The organism is Nocardia pseudovaccinii NBRC 100343, from assembly GCF_001613225.1.
In the GTDB taxonomy this organism is placed as follows: domain Bacteria; phylum Actinomycetota; class Actinomycetes; order Mycobacteriales; family Mycobacteriaceae; genus Nocardia; species Nocardia pseudovaccinii.
The window spans coordinates 1-1,688 of the sequence record NZ_BDBY01000472.1 but is presented as its reverse complement, the minus strand read 5'-3'; the positions used below and the strand labels follow the sequence as shown (position 1 = coordinate 1,688).

The window sequence follows — 1,688 nt, the reverse complement described above, 5'->3', positions numbered from 1 at the left end:
CTGCAGGCGGCACCCGTCACTGCAGGCGGCACCTGTCATCACAGACGGCACTCGCCATCGCGGACCACGCCATCTCCGCCGACCGAACCTGTCATCGCTGATCGCACCCGTCACCGTGGCGCACACCGTCATCGCGAGCCACACCCGTCACTGCGGGCCAGACCGTCACTGCGGGCCAGACCATCACTGCAGACCCCAACCGGCACCGTGGAATGAACGCGTCATCGCGGGTCCCACCGGCGGCTGGGTGAATCTCACCTGCATACGGGGTGGCCGCCCTACGGCGCCTTTACCATCGCGGGTCATTGTCGGGTCGCGACAGCGCCGTGCCGACTCGGATGATGGGGCGATCGCACAGTTCGGGCGGCCGATGACATGGCCGGTCGCAATTCGAGGTCCAATTTTCGCGGGCGGGCGGATGTCAGGTGTCGGCGTAGGCCAATAAGCTCGGGGACATGCTCACGCTGCTGTTGTACGTGCTGATCGTCGGCTTGGTCGCCGCGGTGCTGTTCCTGCTCGCCAGTGCGGTCTTCGGGCGAGCCGAGGAACTCGGTCCGCTGCCCGAGGGAACAACGGCGACCGTGCTGCCCGCCGAAGGCATCAGCGGCGCGGATGTGCGCGCCCTGCGCTTCCAGCAGGTGGTACGTGGCTATAAGGCCGGTGAAGTCGACTGGGCGCTGACCCGGCTCGCGGCCAGAATCGATGAGTTACAACTCCAACTAGCCGAGGCGCGCGGCACCCAAACCCCGAGCGTCCAGCTTCCGAAGCAGCCGCAGCCGAGCGCACCGCACCAGCAGCCCCAGGCAGCGACTCCGCAACCGACCGGCACGATCGCCCAGTCACCGGCCCCGACCGGCCAACCCCAAGCGCCGACCGGCCAGCCCCAGGTGCCGACTGTCCCGCCGAATGGCTCGATCACCCCGCAGGCACCGACTGTCCAGCCACCTCCGGCCCCGTCGCAGCCACCCACCGACCCGCCGAACGGCACAGCGACCCAGGCGCCGATCGGACAGCCGTCAGTCGCCCCGCCGAACGGCACAGCGCCCGACACACCGATCGCACAACCATCGGTCGCCCGGCCGCAGCCACCGACAGCCCAGCAAGCCACACTCCTCGAGCCGAACGGCACGATTGATCAGCCAGCCGCGACCGGCCAGCTCCCAGCGCCGACTGTCTCGCCGAACGGCACAGCGCCCAGAGCACCAATCGCACAACCATTGGTCAACCCGCCCCAGCTGCCGTCTGCCCGGCGGATCATGCCCGTCCCGTCGAACGGCGCGATTGATCAGCCAGCCCCGACCGGCCAGCCCCAAGCGCCGACCGTCCCGCCGAGTGGCACAGCGCCCCAGGGCCCGTTCGGACAGCCATCGGTCGCCCCGCTCCAGCTGCCGACTGTCCAGCAGGCCGCGACTGTGCCGCAGAACGGGGCGATCGCCCAGCCGCCGACCATGCAGCCCTCCGTCGCCGCCCCGCAAGCTCCGACCGCGCAGCAGCTCCCGGGCGTGCAGCAAATCCCGACCGCACAGCACACCCCAAACGCGCAACAGACCCCGACCGCACAGCAAGTCCCAGTCGCACAGCAAGTCCCAGTCGCACAGCAAGTCCCAGTCGCACAGCAAGTCCCAACCGCACAGCACGGCCCAACCGCACAGCACGGCCCAACCGCACAGCACGGCCCAACCGCACAG

1 pseudogene is annotated in these 1,688 nt (G+C 69.5%); it reads left to right on the top strand.

Features of this window, described 5'->3' with window-relative positions:
• Nucleotides 1-455: 455 nt before the first annotated feature.
• A pseudogene (locus NP3_RS45960) lies at nucleotides 456-725 on the top strand (DivIVA domain-containing protein); the annotation flags it as partial.
• Nucleotides 726-1,688: the final 963 nt, after the last annotated feature.